We start from the raw sequence: 18,779 nt of genomic DNA on the forward strand, positions 1-18,779 counted from the left end.
TTGCGCACCGCCGCCGAACGCATCACCCACGGGGCACTGGACACCCGCCTGGACGCCACCGGACACGACGAACTCGACGACCTCAGCCGGACGTTCAACACCATGGCGGCCGCCCTGGAACGGGACCACGGCGAACTGCGGCGCCTGGAAGCAGGCGCGCGCCGCTTCGCCGCCGACGTCTCTCACGAACTGCGCACCCCGCTCGGCGCGATGAGCGCCGTCACCGAAGTCCTCGACGAGGACGCCGTCTCCGGCCGGCTCGACGCGGAAACCGCCGAAGCCGTGCAGCTGATCAGCGACAAAACCCGCAAACTCACCCGCGTGGTAGCGGACTTGATGGAAGTTTCCCGCTTCGACGCGGGGGCGTCCGCCCTCCACCTCGACGAGGTCGATGTGATGTTTTTGCCCGCACTGCTGCTCGCCGGCTGCGGTATCTCACCGACCGCCCCCACGACTGCCGGTGCGCCCGCAAGCGGCGCACTCCAGCCCGGGACACGCACACACGACGCGCGGCTGCTCTTCGTCGGCCCGACCGGTCTGCGCTACGCGGCACGCACCTTCACCTCGTCGATCGGCCCCCAGGAAGCCATCGATCTGCTCCTGAAGGGCCCCTCGCCAGCGGAGCGCAAACGCGGTCTGACCACCTTGGTGCCGGCCATGAAGGTCCGGGTCACCGCCGAAGCCGGCCGGAACGGCGTCGTGCACCTGCGTCTGCCCACCACCGTGGACCGCCTGGATCATGCGGCCGTCAGCCAGCTGGTCTGCACCGCGGCGAAAGCCCGCGACCGGGATCAGACCAAAGTTCTGGTGCGCGTCCACGAGAGTCAGACCGGCAGGCAGATCGACAGTCAGACCGACGGTACCTGGGACGTGCGCTGCGACTCCGTCGGGAACGCGTACCCGGCCGCGGCGAAGCGCCCGTGACGCGAGCAGTACACACGCTCCGGCAGGCGGAGTGCTCGGCGGCGCCGTAGGCGCACGGCAGCCGTAGGAGCCCGTCGGTCATAGGCGCCCGGCGGCTCGCAGACGCAGGCCGGCCGGCCGGCCGGCCGGCACGGCACATGACCCGGCTGCCACCGCTGCGTGACAGCGGTTCTCCCGGTGTGTGATGAAGGTATGACACCCCGCCCGGGGCGCTCCTGCCGGTGGTTACGTCGTCGGCATGCACCCTCTCCCTCGCGGCCGCCGTGGTGTCCAAGACGGCGGTCGAGGACCCCATCCGCTTCCGTGCCCGATGGGCCACCGGCCGGACCGGGCTCGTCGTCCTCACCGCCGGCACGCTCGCCGCGGCCGCACTGTGGGTACTCATACCGCTGCCAGAGCTCGGCGCACACTCAGTGGACGTCACCCGGCTCAACGCGCCGACGCCCCGAGGGCTCTTGATGGGCCTTGTTGATCACGAGACCGTTGCAGTGGTGGTGTGGCGGGAGACACGCCTCAAGTCATTGGCGATGCGTGGGCGGCTGCCTTCACGTTCAAGGAGCGAGCGTGACCTCGACCAGCTGGGACCAACTGGTCCGCATTCCCTCCCGAGTTGACTCGGCGAACCGCACGTCGCCGAGGCGGCGCCGCGCGGTCTGCTCGATCCGCGCCGCATCCGGGTGGGAGCGGTCCGGCAGCCCGCGCACGACCGTACTCGCCGCGAGCAGCCGCACGGCCTGCTCGTGCGCGTCGCGGCGCACCGCCAGGTCCGCGACCCCGACGAGCACCCGCGCGATCAGCGGCGCGTGTCCTGCCTCGGACGCCGCCTCGCAGGCCGCCGCGCGGTGCGCCCGGGCCTCGCCGGGGTCGTCGGCGAGGTAGCCGAGCAGGTCGTGCGTCACCGCGCGGAGGCTCGCCTGCTCCGCTTCGTCGCCCAGCACGGCCGTCACGACGCCGAGTTGCTTGTGCGCCTCCCCGGCGTTGCCGTCCCACCGGGCGAGTTCCGCCTTCGAGAGGGCCAGGAAGGCCAGCGCGCCCGGCCAGGTGACCCGCTCCGCGCACCGTTGTGCCTCGGCGAGGGCGGCCGCACCGGCATCCTTGTCGCCCAGCAGCCAGTACAGCTGCGCCTGTCGCGACCGCATGCGCAGGACGTCCTCGGTGGCACCGACCTCGGTGACGACCGCGATCGCCTCCTCATAGTGCTCGCACGCACCGGCGAAATCCCCGCGCACGGCGATCCGGTCCGCCAGCTCGGTCAGGGCGAACGAGATCCCGAACCGCTCGCCGAGCGACCGGAATTCGGCGAGCGCCTTCTCCAGGCAGGCATCCGCGTCCCGCCCGTCATGGCCGAGCACGATCCGCATCTTGCCCAGGTGCAGCCGGGCCAGCGCGCGCACCCAGGGGTCCTCGTCGTCGAGCAGCGGGTCCCATGCGGGCAGGAACGCGTCGGGCGCCTGAAGCATGCGTTCCAGCGGGGCGACGAGCCCCATCGCCGGGTGGCGGCGCCGGCTGTGCCGACTGCGCCGGCCGAACCGGTACGCCTGGTGGATCCACTCCGCGGCCAGGTGTTCGTCACCCAGCCCCGAGGTCACGAACATCGAGCCCAGGGCGTACACCGTGGCCCGGTCCTCGTCGGTCACCTCGCCCGGCGTCCTGGTGGCCGCGGTGATCAGCTCCATGCCCTCGGTCTTGTGTCCCCCGAGCCACCAGTACCAGCCCGCCCCCGCCGCGAGCCGCATGGCCGCCTGCGCCTCGCCCGCAGCGAGCGCGCCGCGCATCGCCGTACCGATGTTGTCGTGCTCGGCCTCGAGCCTGGCCAGCCAGACCAGTTGCTCGGCGCGGCGCAGGTGTGGCTCCGCGGTCTCGGTGAGCTCGGTGAAGTAGGCCAGGTGTGCGTGGCGTGCCTGCTCCGATTCCCCCGCCTCCGCGAGCCGGTGCCCGGCATACTCCTTGATCGTGCCGATCATGCGGTAGCGCGGGGCACGGCCCTCCTCGGCCAGCAGCAGCGACTTCTCGGTCAGCGCGGTGAGCAGCTCCAGCACCTGCTCCTGCTCGACCGTGCCGCCCGCGCAGACCCGTTCGGCCGCTTCCAGGCTCGCCCCGCCGGAGAACACCGACAGCCTGCGCAGGGCCCTCCGCTCGGCGTCGGTGAGCAGCTCCCAGCTCCAGTCGACCGCCGCGCGCAGCGTCTTGTGCCGTGGCAGCGCGGTCCGGCTGCCGCTGGTCAGCAGGCGGAACCGGTCGTCGAGCCGGCCTGCGAGCTGGTCGATGGACATGGTGCGCAACCGGGCCGCGGCCAGTTCGATCGCCAGCGGCATCCCGTCCAGCGCCCGGCAGACGCGCACCATCGTCGCCAGCGTGGGGGCGTCGGCCACGAGATCCCGGCGCACCGCCCCGGCGCGGTCCCGCAGCAGCTGGACGGCGGGTGAGGACTCCATCTCACCCGGGCCCGCGTCCCCCTCCGGCAGGGCCAGCGGCTCGAGCGGCCACAGCGCCTCCCCGGTGATGCCGAGCGGTTCCCGGCTCGTCGCCAGGATCCGCAGCCGTCGGCACTCCCCGAGCACCCGGTGGGCGAACACCGCCGCGGACTCGATCACGTGCTCGCAGTTGTCCAGGATCAGCAGCGCCTCCCGCTCGCGGATCGCGGCGATGAGTCGGTCCGTCAGCTCCGCGTTCGGGGCCCCGCCGAGCAGGGCGTCCCGGAGGCCGAGCCCGGTGAGCGTCGACTGCGCCACGTCGCCGTCCGCGCCGATCGCGGCGAGCTCCACCAGCCAGGCCCCGTCCGGCAGGTCGCCGAGCAGCGTGCGCGCCGTCTCCGTGGCCAGCCGGGTCTTCCCCGCGCCGCCCGGCCCGATCACGGTGGTGAGCCGGTGCTCGGCGAGGAGCTCCCGGACCGCGGCGACATCGGCGCCCCTGCCGACGAAGGTGGCCAGCTCGGCGCGCAGGTTGGTCCTGCGGCTCGCTTCCCTTTGCCGCAGGCCGCGCCCCAGCTCGCCCCGCAGCAGCGCGACGTGCAACGCGGCCAGCTCCGGCGAGGGGCCGACGCCCAGCGCATCGGCCAGGGCCTCCCTCGCGCGCTCGTACACCAACAGTGCCTCGCTGTCGCGACCGGCCGCGGCGAGGGCGCGTATCAGCGCGGCGACGAGCCGTTCCCGCAGCGGGTGCGCGGCCACCAGCTCGGTCAGCTCCGGGACCAGATCCGCACCGCGCCCGAGGGTGACCTCCGCGTCGAACCGCTCCTCCGTGGCGGTCAGGCGCAACCCTGCGAGCCGGTCGACCGCGGCGTCGAACGCGGCGCTGTCCGCCAGACCGATGTCCTGCATGGCCGCACCGCGCCACAGCTCCAGGGCCTCGCGCAGCAGCCGCACCCGCCGGGAAGCGTCTTCGGTGCGGGTCTGGCCCGCGATGACGAGGCGTTCGAACCGTACGGCGTCGACGGCGTCGGGCTGCACCGTCAACCGGTAGCCGTCCGTCCGGCTCTCGACCACCCCGTCCGGCAGTGCTTTCCGCAGCCGGGAAACCAAGCGCTGGAGGGCGTTCGTCGCATCGGCGGGCAGCTGCTCCCCCCAGATCCAGTCGATGAGCGACGCCTTCGGGACCACGTGGCCCGGTTTGAGCGCGAGGGCGATCAGCAGTCCGCGCAGCCGCGCGCCCGGCACGTCGGCCGAGCCGCCGTCGTCCGTGCGTACCTCGAACGGACCCAGCATCCCGATCTGCACCCGCTGATTTTGTCATGGGCGGGTGGCTGGCACCCAATTGTTGACCCACTGCGGGAAGTTGTCGTGGCGGCGCGCCCGGCCGGCGGTTTTACCGGGCCGTTTCCGTCCAGGTGACCGGCAGTGCGTGGACGCCGTAGATGTTCATGTCGGTCTTGAGTTTCACCTCGGCGGCGGGGATGGCGAGCTTGAGGGTCGGGAAGCGACGCAGCAGTCTCTCGAAACCGGCGCGCATCTCGATGCGGGCCAGTTGCTGTCCGAGGCATTGGTGGATGCCGTGGCCGAAGGACAGGTGACCGCGGGCCGTGCGGTGGATGTCCAGGGTGTCGGGGCTGTCGAAGCGCTGGGGGTCGTGGTTGGCGGCCAGCAGCGAGACAACGACGGTCGATCCCTTGTTGATTATTTCGCCGCCGAGTTCGATGTCCTCCGTGGCGTAGCGATAGAAGATGTCGGCAATGGACAGATAGCGCAGGAGTTCCTCGACGGCGCCGGGCATCAGGTCGGGGTTGGCGCGCAGTTCGGCCAGCTGCTCGGGGTGCTCCAAGAGCGCGAAGGTGCCCAGTGCCAGCATGTTGGCGGTGGTCTCGTGGCCCGCGAGCAGCAGGAGGAAGGCGGCGCCGGTCAGCTCCTCGATGGTGAGGTCGTCCTGGCGTGCCAGGTCGGACAGTATGTCTTCGCCGGGGGCGGCGCGCTTGCGCGTGACCAGTTCGGAAAGGTACGTGGTCAGGCCGGTGTACGCGGCCATCTTCTGCTCGAGCGACACGTCCTTTTCCAAGAACTTGGCGGAGTTGACCTGGAAGGTCTCCCGGTCCGCGTAGGGGACTCCGAGCAGTGCGCAGATCACCAGTGAGGGCACCGGCAGCGCGAACTCCTTGACCAGGTCGACCGGTGGGGCAAGGCGCGCCAGTTCGTCCAGTTGCCGCTCGGCGATGTCGCTGATGTGCTCTTCGAGCTGCTTCATGCGTTTGACGGTGAAGGCGCCGGTGAGCCTGCGCCGCAGCCGGGTGTGGTCCGGCGGGTCCATGGCGATGAACACGCCCGGAATCTGCGGGGACGGTTCGGTGGGGGCGGGCATGCCGGGGGTCTCGTACGGCACGTGGAGAATGCCGATGTCCTGGCGGGAGCTGAACCGGGTGTCGGCCATGAGCCGGCGGACCGCGTCGTAGCCGGTGACGATCCAGCCCTCGTGACCGTCGGGGAAGACCATGGGACTGACCGGGCGAGCCTCGCGCAGCCGGGAGATGTCGCGCGGCGGGGCGAAGGGGCCTGCGTCGCGCTCCATGGGGAGGCCCTGCGGGATGGGAACCGTTCGACTCATCGGAGTACCTTTCGTGGCGGTTGTTGCGGCCACCATCGCCGACGGACCTGACATACGACTGTCACGGCTCTGACACCGGCCATACCGGAGACATGGCCGGTGTCAGAGCGTGTCCTGTGGGCGGCGGTGTCTGTGGAGGGTTGATGTCGGTGGAGTGGCGCGTCGGGGCGAGGAAACCGATGTTGCGTGGCAGGCGCTTTCGTCTCTGCCGCCACCGGGTCCTGTTCGTGGTGGCCGGTGGCGTGATCACCGCCCGAGGTGCTGATCACCGCCCGACGTGCTGATCGCCGACAAGGGCTACGCCGCGTTCGCCTGCTGGTGTTCTTGCGGCAGGGCCGTGTCGAGCGGTGAGGCTTCCTCGTTCACTCGTGCACCGCCCCGGCTTCGGATCCGGGGGCCGCGGGCGCGGCTTGGTAGCCGGCTGCCTGGAGGGTGAACATCTGGGCGTAGTCGCCCCCGAGAGCCATGAGTTCCTGGTGGGAACCCGATTCGGTGATGTGCCCGTCGTCGAATACGTAGATGCGGTCGCATTCGACGACGCTGGCCAGGCGGTGGGAGATCAGCACGGTGATCTGGTCGTCGCGGAGCTTGTCGCGCAGCACGGCCCGGTAGACGTCGTGTTCGGCGCGCGGGTCCATGCTCGCGGTCGGTTCGTCCAGCAGCAGCACGGGGGCGTTCTTGTACAGGCCTCGGGCCACGGCGACTTTCGCCCACTGGCCGGCCGACAGCTCCTGGCCGCCGCGGAACCGCTTGGACAACAGCGCCTGCCAGGTGCCGGGCAGCCCTGCGATGACCTCTTCGGCGCCGGAGGCCCGCGCGGCGTCCAGCGCCCGCTGGGGGTCCGCCTCGGTGAGCGTGCCACGGGAGACCGTGAGGTTCGCCAGTGCGCTGAAGGGGAAATGCACCGGGTCCTGGAGCACGGTGGCAACCCGCCTCTGGAGGGACTCGGTATCCAGGTCCGCGGTATCCACCCCGTCCCAGAGGACAGCCCCCTCCTGCGGGTCGTACAGGCCGGCGATCAGCCGCGAACACGTGCTCTTGCCGGACCCGTTGAGGCCGACGAAGGCGACGGTCTCCCCGGCACGCAGGGTCATGGAGATGTCCTTGAGCGCCGGGGTCTCCTTTTCGGGGTAGGTGTAGCTGACGTTCTGGAGGCTGACCGTTTTTACGGATTCGGGTGCCGTCCGCTTGCGTCGGCGGGGCTGAAGGGTGCGGCATCGCTCCTGAAAGTCCAGGAGGTCGGTCACCCACATCGCGTGCTCGTAGACCAGGTGGGCGACATCGACGAACCGGGTCAGGGAGGTCTGGCTGACCTGGATGGCGATCACCGCGCCCGCGCCGGCCGCCAGCGGCAGCCACCCGGCGATCATCATGGCCCCCAGCGCGGTGTAGGTGATTCCGGCCCCGACCCCTCCCAGGCCACGCCCGGCCAGGGTCAGCAGAGCGGCACTCACCCCCAGGCGGGTGTCCTCCTCGGCGATGCGCGTCGTGAGGCGGTGATGTTCGTCGAGCAGGGCCCGTTGAGCGGTGTCCGCGCGCAGTTCGGCGGCCGAGTCGCGGTCCAGCAGGAGCCAGGAGAAGACCCGCACCCGGCGCTGTAGGGCATTCCACCGTTTGAAGCTGTGGAAGCGGGCCCGCGCGGTGCGCACGGCCGCCGCTCCCACCGGAAGGACGGACAGCGGGAGCAGGGGGAGCAGCAGGGGATGCAGGACGGTCAGGACGCCTGCCGTGCCGATCAGCCCCAGGAAGGCGGAGGCCATGGCGACGACTTGGCCGACGATCTGCCGCGCGTAGAACAGCCCGCGGTCATTGGCCCGGTAGGCGTCGTCGTGCCAGTCGGAGTCGTCGACCACCTCCAGGCGGACGTGTGCGGTCAGCTGGAGGAAGTCGTTCTCCAGCGCGGTGCGGATCTTGGGAGTGACACGGGCCTGCGCGACGGCGACCCCGGCTTCGAGCAGGGCCCGGGCGGAGAGGAAGGCCACCACGAGCAGGATCTGCGGGACGGCGGAGCGGACCTTGTCCGGGGTCGGCCCCTGGGCGAACAGCTGGTGGAGGACGGCCACGGACGCTGCCAGACCGAAGGCGGACATCGCCGCGGACACCAACTGGAGCACCACGACGGCCACGGTGGCCGGCCGGTCGGCCTGCCACGCCAACTGGCCGATCTGGCGCACGATGCGGGGGAGCCGGGCGAGGAGCTGTCCGACCGTCGCCTTGGCCGCGGCGCCGTCGTAGATCGACCAGTACGCCTCTTCGAGCTCCTCGGTGATGTCGTCACTCGCCGGGCCTGCGGGCACAGCCGCCGGCGGCAGAGCGAGGGATGCACGGCGGGGTGCGGGCACCCGTTTTCGCGGGCCGGGGGTGTCGGCCGACGCGGTCTTCCTGCTCATGCCCACCACCCCGTAACCGGTCGTGCGGAGCCGCGAGTGCCCGGCACGGAAGCGTCAACCACATGCCCCGAGGAGCACGGGGGCAGACAGAGGGAGACCGGGTGATGTTCGAACGCGGCAGGGCCATGCTCAGGAGCGCCTAAGGGAATCACGTTTCCTCCGGGAGGAGCGATGAGTACAGGTGCTCTAAGAACTGGCCCGGATCGCGCCCCGTAACGGGTACTTCGGGGGCAGATGATGAACGCATGTTCCAGTTGCCGGCGGAGCGCGCAGGGCAGTTGGTCTGTGTGCACCTGCGGGCACTCGAACAGCGCGGGTCGCTCTTTCGGGGTATTGCGGCGGTCTGGCGGGGCGGATTCAAGGAGCGCCGGAGGCGGATCAACTCACGGCTGCCGCCCAGGGGTACGGGAGTCGTCACGGAGCAGCCGGGCATCCAGCAAGTCGAAAGAGCCATGAACGACGGAGGCAGAGAAGGGCCGACGGCGGTCAACCGTTTACTGGGGGTGCGCACCCCCCCCACTGGACGGTCAGGCGGGAGCCCCGTGACGAACCGAGCGGGGCTGGACCACGCAGGCCCTCAGGAAGCCTGCTCGCCCGCCCGCCACTCCGGAGCGAGCACCGACCAGATCTCCTCGTCGTGCCGCTTCCCCCGGTACGGGTAGCTCTCCCGCAGCACGCCGTCCTTCGTCATCCCGAGCCGCCGGGCCACGGCGATGCTGGGTCCGTTCGCTGCCGATACCCACCACTCCACGCGGTGGATGCCCCGCTCCTCGACGGCCCAATCGATGATCACGCGTACCGCCCGGGTCACCAGCCCCTTGCCCACTGCCGACGGCTCCAGCCAGCAGCCCGCCTCGGCGATGCCCTGCTCGACGTCCATTCTCCGGAAGAGCACCGCCCCGACCAGCTTGCCGTCCGTCCAGATGCCGTGGAGCCGCCCGGCGTCGGCTGCCGCCTTCTCCGCGTACGCCTGGAGGAACGCACGGCTCGACGTCAGGTCCGTGACCACGTCGGGCAGCGCGTTGTGCTGCCCGATGAACTCCCGCCCCCGGTCCACATGGGCCAGGAACTCCTCGGCCTGCCACGGTTCGAGCGGGCGGAGCTCAGCACCGTCGTCGCCCAGGGATATCGCGTACATCGTCACCTTCCACGGTCGGCACCAGTGCACATGGCGCGAAGGGATCTTCCCATGGGCGGTGTGTCACGGGCGTGTGCGACGGCGTGGCACTCCGGGGTGTGCGACGACATGGCACCCCGGCGTTCGGGGAGTCATGCCGGCAGCTTGTCCGGGCCGCTTGCCCGGCTCGCACCCTGCCGCGGCCGCGGCATGTCGGCGCCGGTTCCCCTCGGCAGGCCGGACGGCTTCGGCAGTCTGATGCCTGCGCGGTGTCACCACCCCGCGTCAGGGCCGTCGGTGCGTCCAGCTGCCAGCCGATGTCCCACTCCCTGGGGTTGAGACCTGTGAAGCCCCCTCCTGGCTGATCGGCGCTTGATCAGGGGTGATCGAGCGGCGGAGCCCTGGTGTCGGCGGCATATCGGGGGCTGTCGGCCCGATATCGGTGGGGTCCGGCACCTTGAGAGAGGTCCGGCCGGGTGTCCATCCGGCTGTGGGTTGGGGAAGGGAATTTCTCGTGCATGACGTAGTGATCGTGGGCGCCGGCCCGGTTGGTCTGTTCCTTGCCTGCGAGCTCGGCCTCGCGGGCTGCTCTGTCCTGGTGCTTGAGCGGGACCCGGAGCCGCACTCCCCGTTCAAGGCGAAGCCGCTCGGGATGCGGGGCCTGTCCGTCGCGTCGGTCGAAGCGTTCTACCGCCGCGGGATGCTGCACCAGCTGCTGACGGCATCGGGCGTCCACGACGATCCCGGCGCGGATCACGACGCGCACGAGCCGTCGGCCCTTCGTGGCGTGGGCCATTTCGCCGGCATGGTGCTCGATCCGGCCCTGGTCGACGTCGCCGCCCTGCCGTACCGGCTTCCCAGCCCGGCGATGGAGGTCTTGCTGACCCACCTCGAATCGGTCGAGACGCTGCTGTCCGGGCAGGCATCCCAGCTCGGCGTGGAAATCAGGCACGGTGTCACGGTCTCAGCCATCGCCCAGAACGAGGAGAGCGCGGTCGTGCGAGCCGGCGAGCACGAGTACGCGGCGCGCTGGGTCGTCGGCTGCGATGGCGGACGCAGTGCGGTGCGTGGACTCGCGGGCTTCGAATTCGTCGGCACCGAGGCGCAGTTGACCGGCTACTCCATGCACGTCACGGTGGCCGATTCCGAGGAGCTGCGCTCCGGGATCAACCTGACGCCGACGGGCATCTATCTCCAGCCCTCGGAAGGGCACATCGGCATGATGGACTTCGACGGCGGTGCGTTCGAACGCTCGCAGCAGCCGACTCGCGACCATCTCCAGGCAGTTCTGCGCCGTGTATCCGGCACCGACGTGACGCTGAGCGACGTGCATCTCGCCTCGACCTTCACCGATCGGGCGATGCAGACGACGACCTACCGGCGGGGACGCGTCCTGCTCGCGGGCGACGCCGCTCACATCCACTCGCCCCTCGGCGGGCAGGGACTCAACACCGGCATCGGCGATGCCATGAACCTGGGTTGGAAGCTCGCGGCGACCGTGCACGGGTATGCGCCGGACGGGCTGCTCGACACCTACACCCGCGAGCGCCATCCGATCGGCGCCGCGGTGCTCGACTGGACGCGCGCCCAGGTGGCGGTCATGCGGCCGGGCCCGCATGGCCAGGCGATCCAAGCGGTGGTTCGCGACCTGATCGGGACCCGTGACGGAACGACCTACATGTTCGAGAGGCTGTCGGGAGCGTCGATCCGTTACGACCTCGGCAGTGAGCATCCACTGGTCGGCCGCAGCGCCCCGGACCTTCACCTCGAAAACGGCACTCGCCTCGGCGACCTGATGCGGGACGGACGTGGCGTCGCGCTCGATTTCAGCACCGGCCAATGCCTGCGCGATTCAGCGATGGGCTGGGAGAGTCGGATGCGGTATGCGGCCGGTCCGGCGAAAAACGACCTCGGATTGGGTGCCGTGCTTGTCCGCCCCGACGGTGTAGTCGCCTGGGCAGGCGATCGCACCCCTGATCGTGAAGCGTTCGAGCGGGCCGCCGGCCATTGGTTCGGTGGCCCGGAAATCTGAAGCAGCTACCTCGTTCTCCTTAGCGGCTGCTCCGTTCCCTCTTCTTTCCTTCCGGCGCCAAAAGGGCGCGCGGGGCGCCTGCTCGCGCCCCTCGCCGAGGCGGGCACGGAGCTGATCCTCATCGAGCCGTTCCTCCTGCCGATCGACGGCGTCGTCGAGGCCGGTGCCGGTGTCGCGCTCATCGGAGAGAAGGAGCGAGAGGAATGGCGCACCGGCCTGGATCCGAAGATCCAGGCCGTGCGCAAGCTCGCCCGCAAGTACGGCGCGCATCTGCTCGCCGCCGACGGCATGTTCGGCGAGCTCGCCGCGACGGCCGGGCGGCCGGAGTGCTGGGCCGCGGACGGCGTACACCCGACGCCGGCCGGTCACGCCGCACTCGCGGCGGCCTGGCTGCGCCTGGTCGCGTGACCGGCCCTGGCGATCACCAGCCACACCGGCAATGCCCCCCGGCCACCGTGACCAACAGCACCCGGGATGCGTCGACGCGTCCGAGGGGTCGTCGAGGGCATGTGCGGCGATGGATGTTCCGAGGGCCGACTGCCCTTCCTTGGCGTTCAGTTGGTGGCCGGGGCGGTTGCCGGCACGGAAGCGAAAGGACAGGGAGGCGAAGCATTGGGAAGCGAACCGGAATCGCGCCCAACGCGCCCAACGACGCTGGCGCGCCTACTTGCCCTCGTCCCAGGGCTTGCCGAGCCACCCGTCGTGGCTGTTGACCAAAGCGGCGAGAGAGGCGGTCACGCGCGGGTCCCACCAGTCGGCCAGGACGGTCAGGGCGAAGTCGTTGCCATCGGAGCTCCAGACCAGAACGTCCTCGCCGGATGACTTCCAGCGGATGGTGCGGGGCATTCGGGCGATGTCACCGCCCCCCACGATGCTGCCCACCGCGATGGCCAGCCACAGCGGGAGCAGCAGCCACCATACGCACCACCAGAAGAGGTGGCCCTTGGCACCGGCAACCGCCGGTCGGCCGGCTTGTTCGACGGTCCAGCGTGACCGGCCCCGACCGCCGTGCATCGCAGGGGTGCGCGAGATGAGTGCCAGCGATTCACCGGCGGCGCCGAGCACCTCGAAAACGCGCGCCTCGCCCTTCGCGGCGGACTTGGTCACGACACGAGCCAGCAACTGCCGACGATATGCGTCGCTCCACAGCAGAAAAGCGCGGGCGCCTTCCTTACGGGCGGCACAGTAGGCGTCGTGACCGCCGGCCGGGAGATCACGTTCGAGGTAGGCACGGGTCGGCCCCTCTGTGCCGCTGTCCTCCTGGGACGCGGGGGAGGTGAGGCGTATCTCCCGCCGGACACGCCCGTCCTCCGGTGCTTCCCGGCTCGCAGCTTTCCGGCTCGGGTTATGGAGCCATACCGTGGTGCTCAATCCGTCCCCCAGGTAGTGGAGCATGATCACTGATGTCGGGGGTGGACTTTACCTACCACCGGTTCACTTCCGCCTGGGCGGAGTGCACACGACATGGCCCTACGGCTGTTGTCTGTCCCCGGCACGCAGCGCATGGACGTGACCGGCTGAGATCCGCACGGCCTTGGGCGTCCAGCAGCGACCTGCGCGACGCCCAACTCATAGTCACTGCAAGGGCGATTCCGCTCTCGGCGCAGTATCCGCAGAGCATCTGGACGGCACGTCACGGGCTGCGAGGATGGTCGTATGGGGATGAAGATGACGGTGCGCCGGCTCGATCTGGGGTACTTCATCCGGCCGGCGTCGGAGACGGGCGGCCCGCAACCGAGGGTCGAGCCCGTGCTCGCCTACCTGGTGCGGCACGACCAGGGGATGCTTCTCTTCGACACCGGTATCGGCGTCGCGGACTCCGGGACCGAAGCGCACTACCGCCCCCAACGGCGCCCGCTGCAAGGCGCGTTGTCAGCAGCCGGAGTCACTCTGGCCGACATCTCCGTCGTCGTGAACTGCCACCTTCACTTCGATCACTGCGGAGGAAACCCGCTACTGGCCGGCAAGCCCATCCTGGTCCAGGATGTGGAGCTGGCCACCGCCCGCCGCGGCAACTACACCATCGATGAGCTTGTCGACTTCCCCGGAGCGGTTTACGAGGAACTCACCGGTGAGACCGAGCTCTGGCCGGGAGCCCGGATCATTCCGACGCCTGGGCACACTCAAGGGCATCAGTCGCTGGTCCTCCGGCGAGGCGACGGCACCGTGGTCCTGGCCGGCCAGGCACACGACTTCGCGTCCCGGTTCGCGTCGGACCACCTGGCCCGACAGGCCGCACTCCAAGGCGCGCAGCCGCCGCTTCCTGCCTATCCGCACTGGCTGGAGCGGCTCGCCGACTTCGACCCACGACGTGTGCTGTTCGCCCACGACTGCTCGGTCTGGGAACCAGCAGACAGCAACCGTGAGGACGAATAAGACAGCCCTCACCGGCGGCAAACGGCCACCCGTCCGTGAAGACCGCGATCTGCACGAGCTGTGGCGGGACTACCGGGCGGCCAGGTCGGACTCGTCCCAGATCCGCAGTACGCCGTCGCGCCCGGAGGTGACGAGTGCCCGACGGCCGTCGACGACCGCCGACTCCATCGCCGTGATGTCGTGCCCGCGCGTGAGGACGTGGCCGGCTTTGACCCCCTCGGCAGCGTCCCACAGTCGCAGCGAGTCCTGGCCGGCAGTCACCACCCGAGGCCGCCCGTCGACCGTCATGACCGCCACCGCCTCCAGGGACCCCTGCGAGGTGGCAACCGGTTCATACATCAGCTCGTCCGGTGCGGCATCAAGGTCCCAGGCGTACAGGTCGCCCTTCTCGGTGCCCGCGACGATCGCCGTGCGGTCGGGGAGCGCGCAGGCCGTCACGGCCCACACCCGCTCCTCGTCCGGATCGAAGGTGGCGATGGTGGTGAGGGTCGCGGCGTCCCACACTTCGGCTCCCGATCCGCCTGCCAGGATCAGACAGCGGTCACCGATCCGTGCCCCGCCGAGGCAGGACACCTCGCCCACTTCGCCCAGTACCGTGTCCGTGCCGTCGGGCGACCAGAGCCGTACCTCCTCGGAGTACTGCTGCGCGGTGACGAACGCGCCGTCGAGCGCGATCACATCGGCGAGGTAGGCGCCGTTGAGCGGTGTCCGCCACAGGAGTTCACCGCTCCCCAGGTCCCACAGAGCCGGTTCCTGTTCGTCTCCGCCGGCTGCCAGAAGGAGCTTGCCGTCCACGGAGAGCGCGGCGACCGTGTCGATGCTGTTCTCGGCATCGGGGAACTCTGCCATGACCGGATCCCCGGCGTGTGCGTAGGGGAGGGGCCGGGCCATCCATTCCCCGGTCGAGGGACACCACGTCCACACCCCGCCCCGCTCGTCCGCGCAGACGATCACGGAACTCCCCGCGTGGTGGACGACGGAGAGGTCGTGGATCGCGGAATCAGTGGGAATCCTTGCGCTCACGAGCATCTGGAGATCCTAGCAACTGGTGCCGATCGACCGGAGATTGCGGCAACCAGCTGCGATCGACCGGCGCTCAGGTCTGCTGCGTAGGTGCTTGCGGGAAGCCGAACACCTGGTCCGGGTCGTAGTCGTGCGCGAGGGAACGCAGGCGCTCCAGATTCGGGCCGTAGTAGGCCGTCGGCCAGTCGGGGAGGTCAGGGTCTATGTAGTTCACGTAACCGCCCCCGATGCCCTGGTGGGCAAGCCCCGCCACGACTTCCGCGACGCTGTGCGTCACTTCGGCTTCGGATGCTGCCGTAGCGCTCGCATAGATCTGTGCCGTGGCGAATGCACTGCGGTGCGGGAAAGCGGTCTGCTGCGCGCCCACGTCGGCCACCGCACCACCGAGTGGGTCAAGGATGAGAGCCATGCCTGTGCGGCCGGTGAGCCGTGTGTTCACGGCAGCCGGGTCGGCAGCGGGGGAGTTGAGGACCCGTGACGATGCCACGAAGGACTCCCGGTCGGGTCTGCCGGAGAAGAAACGCATGCCATTGCAGCGGGGAACCTCGCTTCGCGAGCGCGCCGGGCACGGGGGAGGCTGTCGCAGGTCAGGGGTGTGCGCGGCACGGGCAGCGCGCGGCGCGGTCAGCAGTGGCCCGGAAGTCGCCGGAGCGGACCGCCGGCACGCGTCGGCTGAAGCAGACGGCGCTACGTCCCGGCACCGGTGCCGGGACCGGTGCCGGGACGCACTACGCGAACGTGCCTACTTCACGTTGACGCCCGTCCATGCAGCGCCAACCGCCTTGTACGCGGAGCTCGTTGTGCCGTACAGGTCGCCTGCCGCCTTCAGGGTCGCGGTGCGTGCGGCCTTGTAGTTGGTGGTGGAGGTCATGTACGTGCTGAGGGCCTTGTACCAGATCTTCTCGGCCTTGGCCCGGCCGATGCCGATGACCTTGGAGCCGTCCGAGGTGGGGCTGTTGTAGCTGACGCCGTTGATGACCTTGGCGCCGCTGCCCTCGGACAGCAGGTAGAAGAAGTGGTTGGCGACACCGGAGGAGTAGTGGACGTCCTTGTTGCCGACGCCACTGGACCAGTAGTCGGCCGAGGCTCCGTCCTTGCTGGGCTTGTCCATGTAGCGCAGCGGAGTGCCGTCGCCGTTGATGTCGATCTTCTCGCCGATGAGGTAGTCGCCCACGTCCGAGGCGTTCTTGGCGTAGAACTCGGCGGACGTGCCGAAGATGTCGGACGTGGCCTCGTTGAGGCCGCCGGACTCACCGCTGTAGTTGAGTCCCGCGGTGGCGGCGGTGACGCCGTGGCTCATCTCGTGGGCGGCCACGTCGAGGGAGGTCAGCGGGGCGGAGTTGCCGCTGCCGTCGCCGTAGGTCATGCAGAAGCAGCTGTCGTCCCAGAAGGCGTTGACGTAGCTGTTGCCGTAGTGGACGCGGGAGTAGGCGCCCTTGCCGTCGTTGCGGATGCCGTTGCGGCCGAGGGTGTTCTTGTAGAAGTCCCAGGTGACGGCCGCCCCGTAGTGCGCGTCGACGCCGGCGGTCTGGCGACCACCGCCCCATACGTCGTCCGTGTCGGTGAAGAGCGTGCCGGTGCCCGACGTCCCCTGCTTGAGGTCGTACGTCTTGTGGCCGCCGCGGGCACCGTCCTTGAGCTGGTAGGCCGAGCCGCTCTTGGTGGTGGTGAGCGCGACCTTGCCGCTGTAGGTGCTGGTGCCGGAGCCGGTCTCGATGGCCTCGTTCTGGAACAGCTTCTTGCCGGTGGCCGCGTCGGTGATGACGTGCAGCTTGCTGGGCGTGCCGTCCTTCTGGACGCCGGTGACGACCGTCTCGTACGCGAGAACCGGCTTGCCCGTAGCGGCCCAGATCACCTTGCGCGGCGCGGCGGAGGCGCTGGTGCTGGTGTCCTTTTTCGCGGCGGCAGCGCTGAGTGCGCTCTTCTTCGCGGCGGAGGGGGAGAGCGTGGCGGACGTACTGGCCACGGATATCAGGGCGTTGGTCGCCTTGGTGACGCTGTGCTTGCCGCTCTTGGCCTGGTGGACGACCAGGTCGCCGCCGAGGACGGGCAGTCCGGCGTAGGTGCGCTCGTACCGGGTGTGCACCGTGCCGTCCGCGTCCTTGATGACGTCCCGGACGACGAGCTTCTCCTGCGCGCCGAGGCCGATCTCCGCGGCGGTGGCGGAAGCGCTGCTCTGGGCATCCTTGATCGCGGATGCCCGCTGTGCGGTGGAGAGTTGGACCGCCGACGCGCCGGTCGCGCGGTCCGGCTGCGCGCTGGCCGAGCCTGCCTGGACGCCGACGGCGACCATGGCGGCGGAGGCGACCAGCGCGGCAGCGCGCAGGGTGTTCTTGCGGGGGGTGGACGAGGTCCGTCTCAACTCGGTCTCCCTTGTGAGGGCCGCGGCGTCGCAGCCCAAGAAGCGGCCGGGCAGCCGAGGGGTGGGATGCCCGGTGGAGCATTAGGAGTGAATCGAGGGGGAGCGTGCCAGTAGTTGACGCCTTTTGATAGATGTTCAACACGGAAGAAACAATAATTTCACCAATGGAACTGCTTTGTGACGCCAACGCCACACATCAGCCCCGGGCCGTCCAGTGCCTGGGGCTGATGTGTGGCCGGCCGGCTCGCCGGAAGACCGGCACTTGCACGAGCATGACGAGCACGGCTCACTGCGGTGGGGGACCCGCCAAGGAGCCCAGGATGGTGCTGTACCGGTCACCGAAGTCGACTCGGGTGATGTCGTCGTAGCGGAATGACGACGGGGCATTGGCCCAGCGGGCTCTCGGATTGACCTCGAGGAGCCTGAGCCGGTTCTTTCCCAAGCGCACCGGCGCCCCGATGTACACCACGTCGGGGTCCAGATCCTCTTGGAGGACGGATATCAGGTGGTACTGCCTGCCGGCCGACTCCATCAGCGACCGGATGTCCGCCTGTGAGATCGCGCCGGACGGCCCTGGGGGAGGCCAGGGGCCGTGCCGCCGGAGCCAGCGCACCATCAGATCGCCGGATCCCCGGCGTCTGACCTTGACGATGTCGCGGGTTCTGAGTGCCACAAAGCCGTTCAGCGTAAGGGAGTTGCACTCCGTGACCAGCGTCCACGAGGGCGTCACCGAGATCACGAACCCCTCGATCTCGTCACTGCCCGGAAGTGCGCGCACGATGCGTGTGAACTGGTGCTTCTCGGCGGCCGCTGTCAGTTGCCGTCGGATCTCATCGCTCATGACGTCCATGCTCCACACCCTTCGTGCTGCGCACCATTCCTTTTACTCTCGGAGGCGCCGCCTTCCAAGCGGGCTGCGGTCAGCTGCTCCCACGGCAGAACCGCCAAGGAGGTCGCTGGCTTCGGCGGGGACTGGACGTCGCAGTGGTCAGAGCCCTTCGGTAGGGTCAACGCCGGAGGGGATCGCTGTGAGTACGAGCCGGACGAGCCGAGCGGCAGGCGCCTGGGGGCACCTACTGCTCATCGTCGTGCTCGCACTGGGTGTGTTCGTGATGCACTCGGTGGGCCATCCCGAAGATTCCTCCGGCGCCACCATGGGGCCGGCGGTTCATGGTCCCGCTGCCGGCGTTCCTGAGCACTGCGGCATGACCGCCTCGAAGCCAGCGGCCGCCTCGGTCTCCTCACCTGGTGCTTCCGACGACGCCAAGCCGTCCTCCCATGCGCCAGGCACCGGAATGGACATGACCACCCTGTGCGTGGCCGTGCTCGGGGCGCTGGTCCTCACCAGCCTCCTCCGGGCGGCGCTCAGCCGCAGGGCGGACTGGCTGGTGCGACTTCGCGCCGGCGTCGTGGCGATCCTGCGCCCCAACCCCCCGCCGCGCAGACCACCGGACCTCGCTCAACTGTCAGTCCTGCGGATTTAGGCCGAACGCCGCTGCGGGCGCCTTGCACTGCCCGCGCCAC

At 69.7% G+C, this 18,779-nt stretch carries 14 protein-coding genes and 1 pseudogene; 6 read left to right on the forward strand and 9 right to left on the reverse strand.

The window, feature by feature from the left end; translation table 11 throughout:
* Together IF67_RS46310 and IF67_RS46315 are read left to right on the forward strand one after the other, a co-directional pair.
* A pseudogene (locus tag IF67_RS46310) lies at positions 1–60 on the forward strand (hypothetical protein); the annotation flags it as partial.
* A gap of 42 nt (positions 61–102) precedes the next feature.
* Positions 103–924, forward strand: a complete 822-nt coding sequence (locus IF67_RS46315; protein WP_420708697.1) for a histidine kinase dimerization/phospho-acceptor domain-containing protein — start codon at positions 103–105, stop codon at positions 922–924.
* Between the two features lie 551 nt (positions 925–1,475).
* On the opposite strand, the gene IF67_RS0120150 is transcribed toward IF67_RS46315, so the two are convergent.
* The 4 genes from IF67_RS0120150 to IF67_RS0120165 all read right to left on the reverse strand — a co-directional run bounded on the left by IF67_RS0120150 (position 1,476) and on the right by IF67_RS0120165 (position 9,483).
* Positions 1,476–4,640, reverse strand: a complete 3,165-nt coding sequence (locus IF67_RS0120150) for a BTAD domain-containing putative transcriptional regulator (protein ID WP_030987560.1) — start codon at positions 4,638–4,640, stop codon at positions 1,476–1,478.
* Positions 4,641–4,728: 88 nt separating this feature from the next.
* Positions 4,729–5,955: a cytochrome P450 gene (locus tag IF67_RS0120155; protein WP_030987562.1), complete on the reverse strand. Its 1,227-nt coding sequence runs from the start codon at positions 5,953–5,955 to the stop codon at positions 4,729–4,731.
* Between the two features lie 362 nt (positions 5,956–6,317).
* Entirely contained in the window at positions 6,318–8,345 is a 2,028-nt protein-coding gene (locus tag IF67_RS0120160; RefSeq protein WP_051818343.1) for an ATP-binding cassette domain-containing protein, read from the reverse strand.
* A 577-nt stretch (positions 8,346–8,922) separates the two neighbouring features.
* Positions 8,923–9,483, reverse strand: coding sequence for a GNAT family N-acetyltransferase (locus IF67_RS0120165; RefSeq protein WP_030987565.1), 561 nt, complete (start codon positions 9,481–9,483; stop codon positions 8,923–8,925).
* Positions 9,484–9,976: 493 nt separating this feature from the next.
* Between IF67_RS0120165 and IF67_RS0120170 the strand changes: the two genes are divergently transcribed.
* Positions 9,977–11,494: an FAD-dependent monooxygenase gene (locus tag IF67_RS0120170; RefSeq protein ID WP_030987566.1), complete on the forward strand. Its 1,518-nt coding sequence runs from the start codon at positions 9,977–9,979 to the stop codon at positions 11,492–11,494.
* Between the two features lie 237 nt (positions 11,495–11,731).
* Positions 11,732–11,902: a hypothetical protein gene (locus IF67_RS45035; RefSeq protein ID WP_234341195.1), complete on the forward strand. Its 171-nt coding sequence runs from the start codon at positions 11,732–11,734 to the stop codon at positions 11,900–11,902.
* Positions 11,903–12,157: 255 nt separating this feature from the next.
* Here IF67_RS45035 and IF67_RS45040 read toward each other — a convergent pair whose 3' ends face one another.
* Complete coding sequence (locus tag IF67_RS45040) at positions 12,158–12,616, reverse strand: hypothetical protein (protein ID WP_234341196.1); 459 nt, start codon at positions 12,614–12,616, stop codon at positions 12,158–12,160.
* Positions 12,617–13,150: 534 nt separating this feature from the next.
* Here IF67_RS45040 and IF67_RS0120185 point away from each other — a divergent pair.
* Complete coding sequence (locus tag IF67_RS0120185; RefSeq protein ID WP_030987571.1) at positions 13,151–13,870, forward strand: N-acyl homoserine lactonase family protein; 720 nt, start codon at positions 13,151–13,153, stop codon at positions 13,868–13,870.
* A gap of 69 nt (positions 13,871–13,939) precedes the next feature.
* On the opposite strand, the gene IF67_RS0120190 is transcribed toward IF67_RS0120185, so the two are convergent.
* From IF67_RS0120190 to IF67_RS0120205, 4 genes are all read right to left on the reverse strand, one after another.
* Entirely contained in the window at positions 13,940–14,899 is a 960-nt protein-coding gene (locus IF67_RS0120190) for a WD40 repeat domain-containing protein (protein ID WP_158713120.1), read from the reverse strand.
* 67 nt (positions 14,900–14,966) lie between these two features.
* Positions 14,967–15,380: a BBE domain-containing protein gene (locus IF67_RS39375; RefSeq protein WP_234341197.1), complete on the reverse strand. Its 414-nt coding sequence runs from the start codon at positions 15,378–15,380 to the stop codon at positions 14,967–14,969.
* A gap of 255 nt (positions 15,381–15,635) precedes the next feature.
* Complete coding sequence (locus tag IF67_RS0120200) at positions 15,636–17,186, reverse strand: M4 family metallopeptidase (protein WP_199812757.1); 1,551 nt, start codon at positions 17,184–17,186, stop codon at positions 15,636–15,638.
* A gap of 355 nt (positions 17,187–17,541) precedes the next feature.
* The gene (locus tag IF67_RS0120205; protein WP_158713121.1) at positions 17,542–18,096 is read right to left on the reverse strand and encodes a hypothetical protein; all 555 of its coding nucleotides are present in this window, start codon (positions 18,094–18,096) and stop codon (positions 17,542–17,544) included.
* Between the two features lie 271 nt (positions 18,097–18,367).
* On the opposite strand from IF67_RS0120205, the gene IF67_RS46320 reads away from it, so the two are divergent.
* Entirely contained in the window at positions 18,368–18,739 is a 372-nt protein-coding gene (locus tag IF67_RS46320; protein WP_234341210.1) for a DUF6153 family protein, read from the forward strand.
* The last annotated feature ends 40 nt before the right edge of the window (positions 18,740–18,779 follow it).

The organism is Streptomyces sp. NRRL S-1813, assembly GCF_000719605.1.
Taxonomy (GTDB): Bacteria; Actinomycetota; Actinomycetes; order Streptomycetales; family Streptomycetaceae; genus Streptomyces; species Streptomyces decoyicus.